Source organism: Streptomyces sp. S6, from assembly GCF_054880855.1.
In genome coordinates, this window is sequence record NZ_JBTYMC010000064.1 from 20,963 (window position 1) to 27,710 (window position 6,748).

At 70.9% G+C, this 6,748-nt stretch carries 7 protein-coding genes and 1 pseudogene; 6 read left to right on the forward strand and 2 right to left on the reverse strand.

The genetic code is table 11. From position 1 onward, the window contains the following. Positions 1 to 75 precede the first annotated feature (75 nt). Positions 76 to 777 (forward strand): (2Fe-2S)-binding protein, encoded by a 702-nt coding sequence (locus ACVNF4_RS11955; RefSeq protein WP_461802728.1) that lies wholly within the window; start codon positions 76 to 78, stop codon positions 775 to 777. Here the strand turns inward: ACVNF4_RS11955 and ACVNF4_RS11960 are convergent. Next, positions 774 to 2,528, reverse strand: a complete 1,755-nt coding sequence (locus ACVNF4_RS11960; protein WP_461802729.1) for an ABC transporter ATP-binding protein — start codon at positions 2,526 to 2,528, stop codon at positions 774 to 776. The genes ACVNF4_RS11955 and ACVNF4_RS11960 overlap by 4 nt on opposite strands. A 94-nt stretch (positions 2,529 to 2,622) precedes the next feature. Between ACVNF4_RS11960 and ACVNF4_RS11965 the strand changes: the two genes are divergently transcribed. The 5 genes from ACVNF4_RS11965 to ACVNF4_RS11985 all read left to right on the forward strand — a co-directional run bounded on the left by ACVNF4_RS11965 (position 2,623) and on the right by ACVNF4_RS11985 (position 6,457). Next, a complete protein-coding gene (locus ACVNF4_RS11965) occupies positions 2,623 to 3,711 on the forward strand; it encodes an S-(hydroxymethyl)mycothiol dehydrogenase (protein WP_461802730.1) in 1,089 nt (362 codons plus the stop codon). After that, positions 3,711 to 4,340 carry an MBL fold metallo-hydrolase gene (locus tag ACVNF4_RS11970; RefSeq protein ID WP_461802731.1) on the forward strand — a complete coding sequence of 210 codons (630 nt, stop codon included), beginning with the start codon at positions 3,711 to 3,713 and terminating at the stop codon, positions 4,338 to 4,340. The genes ACVNF4_RS11965 and ACVNF4_RS11970 overlap by 1 nt, the downstream gene beginning before the upstream one ends. A 75-nt stretch (positions 4,341 to 4,415) precedes the next feature. Continuing rightward, on the forward strand, positions 4,416 to 5,348 hold the full coding sequence (locus tag ACVNF4_RS11975) for an SDR family oxidoreductase (protein WP_461802732.1): 933 nt from the start codon (positions 4,416 to 4,418) through the stop codon (positions 5,346 to 5,348). Positions 5,349 to 5,472: 124 nt separating this feature from the next. Further along, complete coding sequence (locus ACVNF4_RS11980; RefSeq protein WP_461802733.1) at positions 5,473 to 6,168, forward strand: L,D-transpeptidase family protein; 696 nt, start codon at positions 5,473 to 5,475, stop codon at positions 6,166 to 6,168. A gap of 115 nt (positions 6,169 to 6,283) precedes the next feature. Continuing rightward, entirely contained in the window at positions 6,284 to 6,457 is a 174-nt protein-coding gene (locus tag ACVNF4_RS11985) for a hypothetical protein (protein WP_461802734.1), read from the forward strand. Between the two features lie 64 nt (positions 6,458 to 6,521). Here the strand turns inward: ACVNF4_RS11985 and ACVNF4_RS11990 are convergent. Continuing rightward, a pseudogene (locus ACVNF4_RS11990) lies at positions 6,522 to 6,748 on the reverse strand (S1 family peptidase); the annotation flags it as partial.

The following is a 6,748-nucleotide window of genomic DNA, read 5'->3' on the forward strand; positions in this document are numbered from 1 at the left end:
TTGTTGCGATCTTCACACCTTACGTCGCGGTTGGGAACACCCCCGGCTGGACACCCTCGACCCGTGGAGCCCCCCATGCCCGTCCTCGACGTCCTGCGCAGGCTCACCGACCTGTGCGACGTCCTCGACGTCCACGTCACCGACGGCGAACTGACCGGCGTCGACCTCCTCACCGACCCCGGCGCCTTCGTCGACGCCGAGGCCGCCCGCATCGAGACCCGCTACGGCGTCCGCGTCCCCACCCACGTCGCCGCCTCCCGCGCCCTGCACGACTACGCCTGGTCCGCCGCCCTGTTGACCACCGGCCCCTGGTTCCTCGACGGCCGGATCCCCCTCGTCCGCCCCGAGGACGTGCGCGCCAACGACGCCTCCTATCTGGTGCGCCCCACCGGACAGTTCCTCGACGACACCGACCCCCGCACCGCCGTCGCCGCCCACATGACGCCCGTCCTCGACGCCCTCGCCCCCTTCACCCGGCGCGGCGCCCGCGCCCTGTGGGGCATGGTCGGCGACGACCTCGTCTCCGGACTCTGGTACCTGGGCCGGACGTTGGGCCGCGAGGACGACGGCATCCGCGCCGCCGCCGAAGCCCTCCCCGGCCCGATCACCCCCTACCCGGCGGGCGCCGGCTTCCGCGACCTGACCGCCACGGACGGCAGTCGCCACCCCACCCGCACCCGCGCCGGCTGCTGCATGTTCTACGCGATCCGCCCCGCAGAGGCGTGCGCCACCTGTCCGCGCACCTCCGACGCCGAACGGCTGCGCAGAATCGGCTAGTTCATTGCTTGCGGAGGTGAATCCTCCGCTGCCAGGAACTGGGTGGCCGCCAGCTCCGCGTACAGCGGGTCGGCGCCCACGAGTTCACGGTGTGTACCCACCGCGCGGACCCGGCCCGCGTCCATGACGACGATCCGGTCCGCCGTCGTCACCGTCGACAGGCGGTGCGCGACGACGAGGACGGTCGTCGAGCGGGCCACATCGGCGACGGTGTCCCGGAGGGCCGCCTCGTTCACCGCGTCCAGCTGGGAAGTCGCCTCGTCGAGCATCAGCAGCCGGGGACGGCGCAGCAACGCCCGGGCGATCGCGACCCGTTGACGCTCACCGCCGGACAGCTTCGTCCCCCGGTGCCCGACCAGGGTCTCCAGACCCTGGGGGAGCCGCTCGACCAGCCCGTCCAGCCGGGTCGTCTTCAGTACGCCCCGCACGGCGTCGTCGTCCGCGTCCGGATTGCCGAGGCGGAGGTTGTCCAGCAGGGAACCGGACAGGACCGGCGCGTCCTGCTCCACGTACCCGATGGCCGACCGGAGTTCGGGCAGATCCCACTGTGCGAGGGGGCGGCCGTCCAGGGTGACGACGCCCTCCTCGGGGTCGTAGAACCGCTCGATCAGCGAGAACACCGTCGTCTTGCCCGCGCCCGACGGGCCGACGAACGCCGTCATCCCGCGCGGCGGCACCGCGAACGTCACGCCGTGGTGGACGAGCGGCAGGTCGTCGGCGTACCGGAAGCGGACGTCCGTGAAGGACACCGAGGCCGGCTGCGCGTCGGACGCGGGCAGCGGGGCCGGGCGGGAGACCGGCTCGGCGGGCAGCGCGAGGGCCTCCTGGATCCGGGTCAGGGCCGCCGAACCCGTCTGGTACTGGGCGACCGCACCCACCAATTCCTGGATGGGCGACATGAGATAGAAGACGTACATCAGGAACGCCACCAGCGTCTCGATCCCGATCGCCCCCGTCGCGACCCGCGCCCCGCCCACCGCGAGGACGGTGATGAACGCGACCTGGATCGCGAGCCCCGCCGTGTTCCCGGCCGCCGCCGACCACATCGCCGCCCGCACGCTCTGCCGCCACGACTCCTCCGCCGCCGCGTGCAACGCCTTCTCCTCACGGTGCTCCGCCCCCGACGCCTTCACCGTCCGCAGCGCGCCCAGCACCCGCTCCAGGGAGGCCCCCATCACCCCCACCGCGTCCTGCGCCTGACGGCTCGCCCGGTTGATGCGCGGCACGAACAGCCCGATCACCAGCGCCGTGCACACCACCACCCCCAGCGTCACCGCCAGCAGCACCCCGTCCACGAACCCCATCACCACGACCGTCGCCACCAGCGTCAGCCCGCCCGTCCCGAACCCCACCAGCGAGTCCGTCGTCACCTCCCGCAGCAGCGTCGTGTCCGAGGTGATCCGCGCCATCAGATCCCCCGGCTCGGTCCGGTCCACCGCCGTGATCCGCAGCCGCAGCAGGTACGACGACAACGCCTTGCGTGCCCGCAGCACCACCGACTCGGCGGTCCGCCGCAGCACGTACGAACCCAGCGCGCCCAGCGCGGCGTTGAGCACCACGAGCCCGGTCATCAGACCCAACGCACCGGCTATCGGCCGGTCGTCGGACAGGTCGGCTATCAACTTCATCGCGACGAGCGGCAGAAGAAGGCCCGTCGCGCCGGTGAGGAGGGAGAGGGCCGCTCCGCCGAGCAGCGTCCAGCGGTGCGGGCGGACGTACGCGAGGAGGAGTCGCCAGGGAGGTGTGGTCACCCGCCCAGGCTACGGTGGCGCGATGGGGTGCCGGGGTGATCACCTACGCGTAGGGTCGGGGGTGGGACGAAAGCGCCGAGGAAAGGGCAGCCCCATGGCACAGGAAGTGCGCGGAGTCATCGCGCCGGGCAAGGACGAACCGGTACGGGTCGAGACGATCGTCATCCCCGACCCCGGGCCCGGAGAGGCCGTCGTCCAGATCCAGGCGTGCGGGGTCTGCCACACCGACCTGCACTACAAGCAGGGCGGCATCAACGACGAGTTCCCGTTCCTCCTCGGGCACGAGGCGGCCGGGGTCGTGGAGTCGGTGGGGGAGGGGGTGACCGACGTCGCTCCCGGGGACTTCGTGATCCTCAACTGGCGTGCGGTGTGCGGGAACTGCCGGGCCTGTCTGCGCGGGCGCCCGTGGTACTGCTTCAACACCCACAACGCCAAGCAGCGCATGACCCTCGCGTCGACGGGCCAGGAGCTGTCCCCGGCCCTCGGGATCGGGGCGTTCGCGGAGAAGACCCTCGTCGCCGCCGGGCAGTGCACCAAGGTCGACCCGTCGGTGTCGCCCGCCGTCGCCGGGCTCCTCGGCTGCGGGGTGATGGCCGGGATCGGTGCCGCCATCAACACCGGGAACGTCGGCCGGGGTGACACGGTCGCCGTCATCGGCTGCGGCGGCGTCGGGGACGCGGCGATCGCCGGGGCGAACCTGGCCGGTGCCTCGAAGGTCATCGCCGTCGACATCGATCCGCGCAAGCTGGAGACCGCGCGGAAACTCGGCGCCACCCACACCGTCAACTCCAAGGAGACGGACGCCGTCGAGGCGATCCGGGAGCTGACCGGCGGGTTCGGGGCGGACGTCGTGATCGAGGCGGTCGGCCGGCCGGAGACGTACAAGCAGGCTTTCTACGCACGGGACTTGGCGGGGACGGTCGTCCTCGTCGGGGTGCCCACGCCCGAGATGAAGCTCGAACTCCCCCTGCTGGACGTGTTCGGGCGCGGCGGCTCCCTCAAGTCGTCCTGGTACGGGGACTGCCTGCCCTCCCGGGACTTCCCGATGCTCATCGACCTGCACCTCCAAGGGCGCCTGCCGCTCGACGCGTTCGTCACCGAGACGATCCAGCTCGACCAGGTGGAGCAGGCGTTCGAGCGGATGCACCACGGTGACGTCCTGCGCTCGGTGGTGGTCCTCTGATGGCCGCGCGCATCGAACGCCTCGTCACGTCGGGGCAGTTCAGCCTCGACGGGGGCACCTGGGACGTCGACAACAACGTGTGGATCGTCGGCGACGACCATGAGGTGATCGTCATCGACGCCGCGCACGACGCGCAGGCCATCGCCGAGGCCGTCGGCGACCGGCGGCTCACGGCGATCGTCTGCACCCACGCCCACAACGACCACGTCGGCGCGGCCCCCGCGCTCGCCGACCTCACCGGCGCCCGGATCTGGCTGCACCCGGACGACCTCCCCCTGTGGAAGCTCACCCACCCCGACCGCGACCCCGACGAGCACCTCGCCGACGGCCAGGTCATCGAGGCCGCCGGCGCGGACCTGCGGGTCATCCACACCCCGGGACACGCGCCGGGCGCGGTCTGCCTGTACGACCCCGCGCTGGGCGCCGTCTTCACGGGCGACACGCTGTTCGCGGGCGGGCCGGGCGCCACCGGGCGGTCGTACTCCCACTTCCCGACGATCATCGACTCGATCCGCGACCGGCTCCTCACGCTCCCCGGGGAGACCCGGGTGCTGACCGGGCACGGCGACGAGACGACGATCGGGGCGGAGGCCCCGCAGCTGGAGGAGTGGATCGCGCGAGGTCACTGACCTCCTCGCGGAAATTCTGAGACTCGCCGGAAAAGGCGACAGAAGGTGTCCGGCTTCCTCGAAACCATGGCTGTCATGGAGAACAAGAAGCCGGACACCGCCCCCCTGCACAACAAGATCGCCCTCGTCGCCGGAGCCACCCGAGGCGCGGGCCGAGGCATCGCCGTCGAACTCGGCGCGGCCGGCGCCACCGTCTACGTCACCGGACGCAGCACCCGCGCCCAGCGCTCCGAGTACGACCGCCCGGAGACCATCGAGGACACCGCCGACCTCGTCACCGAGGCGGGCGGCACCGGGATCGCGGTGCCGACCGACCATCTGGACCCCGCACAGGTGAAGGCGCTCGTCGAGCGGATCGACGCCGAACAGGGCCGTCTCGACGTCCTGGTGAACGACATCTGGGGCGCCGAGAACCTCGTCCAGTGGGAGACGCCCGTCTGGGAGCACGACCTGGACGACGGGCTGCGGACCCTGCGGCTGGCGATCGACACGCACGTGATCACCAGCCGCTACGCCCTGCCGCTCCTGCTGCGCCGGCCCGGTGGGCTGGTCGTGGAGATGACGGACGGCACGGCCGAGTACAACGGCGACAACTACCGCGTGAACTTCTACTACGACCTCGCCAAGTCGGCCGTCCTGCGCATGGGGTTCGCCCTCGGCCACGAACTCGCGCCGCGCGGCGCGACCGCCCTCGTCCTCACCCCGGGCTGGCTGCGCTCGGAGCTGATGCTGGAGCACTTCGGTGTCCGCGAGGACAACTGGCGCGACGCCCTGGAGAAGGTCCCGCACTTCGCGATCTCCGAGACGCCGAGGTACGTCGGCCGCGCGGTCGCCGCACTCGCCGCCGACCCGGAGGTCGCCCGGTTCAACGGGCAGTCGCTGTCCGGCGGGGCGCTGGCCCGGGAGTACGGCTTCACGGACCTCGACGGGAGCCGCCCGGACGCGTGGCGGTACCTGGTGGAGGTGCAGGACGCGGGGAAGCCGGCGGACGTGACGGGCTACCGCTGACGCTGCGCTCCGTCCCGGTGCTGAGAGGAATTTCACCGTTCTGTCACAGGGCCGTGTGGGGTACAACCGAAATGTTCGCATCAGGGTCTGGACAGGCGAGGAACATTCCGAGGGAGGGATCGGTATGGGGGACATACGCAGACGAGCGGCGGTCGTCGCCGGCGTCACGGGGCTCTTGGCGCCGCTCACGCTGGTGATGGGCGGCGGCACGGCCCAGGCGGCGAGCTGTACGACGTCGGCGGGGCCGTACCAGAAGCAGGTGGAGAAGTTCCTGGGACGGCCCGTGGACGGCAAGCAGTCCAGCGCGGACTGCAAGGCGATCCGGGCGTTCCAGACGAAGCACGGCATCAGCCCGAACGCCGGGTACGCGGGCTCCGTCACGTGGGGCGTGATGGATCTCATGAACAAGCAGAAGGCCGTGGGGAAGAACCCCAACAAGGACGGCAAGTGCCCGACGAACAAGGGCCGGATCGCCTGCGTGAACCTGACGCTCCAGCTCAGCTGGATCCAGGACGGCAAGAAGCTGGTGTACGGGCCGGTGCCGGTGCGCACCGGGCGCGACGGCTTCGAGACGCGTACGGGGCTGAAGAAGATCTACTGGCGGAACATCAACCACGTCTCCACCATCTACCACGTCCCCATGCCGTACGCCCAGTTCTTCGACGGCGGCCAGGCGTTCCACTCCGTGAACCTGAGCATGTGGAACCCGCCCGGCTCGCACGGCTGCACCAACATGACGCCCGCGGACGCGAAGAAGTACTGGGCGCTGCTGAAAACCGGGGACGACGTCTTCGTGTACGGCCGCAAGCCCGGCACCTGACGGATCGGCCTTTTGTTCCGGGCAGTTAACGTGATCAGTAACACGGTCCGATATGCCCGGAATGAAACCTATTAACTCACGCGGTCTTCACCCCGCGCGCCGTAAGATTCACACCATGTCCATCACTGTTGAACCCCTTACCGAGCGATCGGCCGCGGAGGTCAACGAGGAGATCCGGGCTCTGTGGCTCAGGTCGGGCGGGATTCTGCGCGGAGACCAGCGTGAGGAGTACCAGCGACTGGTGACGGAGTGGGCCGCGGTGTCCAACCGGCCGGCCGACGCGGCTTGACCCTCCCCGCCTCCCTTACCTCGGGCACCCATCGGCGCGATGGGTGCCCTCATCTGTGTTCCCCTCAGCTCCAGTTCGCCGAGTAGTACCGCTGGTACTCCTTGCGCTCCCGCTCCTCGCGCAGGTACCGGGTGAAGAACAGCGCCCCCATGCTGGCCGCGATGACCATCAGCCCCGGGCCCACCGCCAGCGGGTCCGTCAGCTTCGAGGCGAGCGTGGAGCCGATGCCGTCCACCGGTGCCGTGGGACCCGGCGCCGCCGAGCCCGGGGCGATCGCCGCCTGGGTGGCGG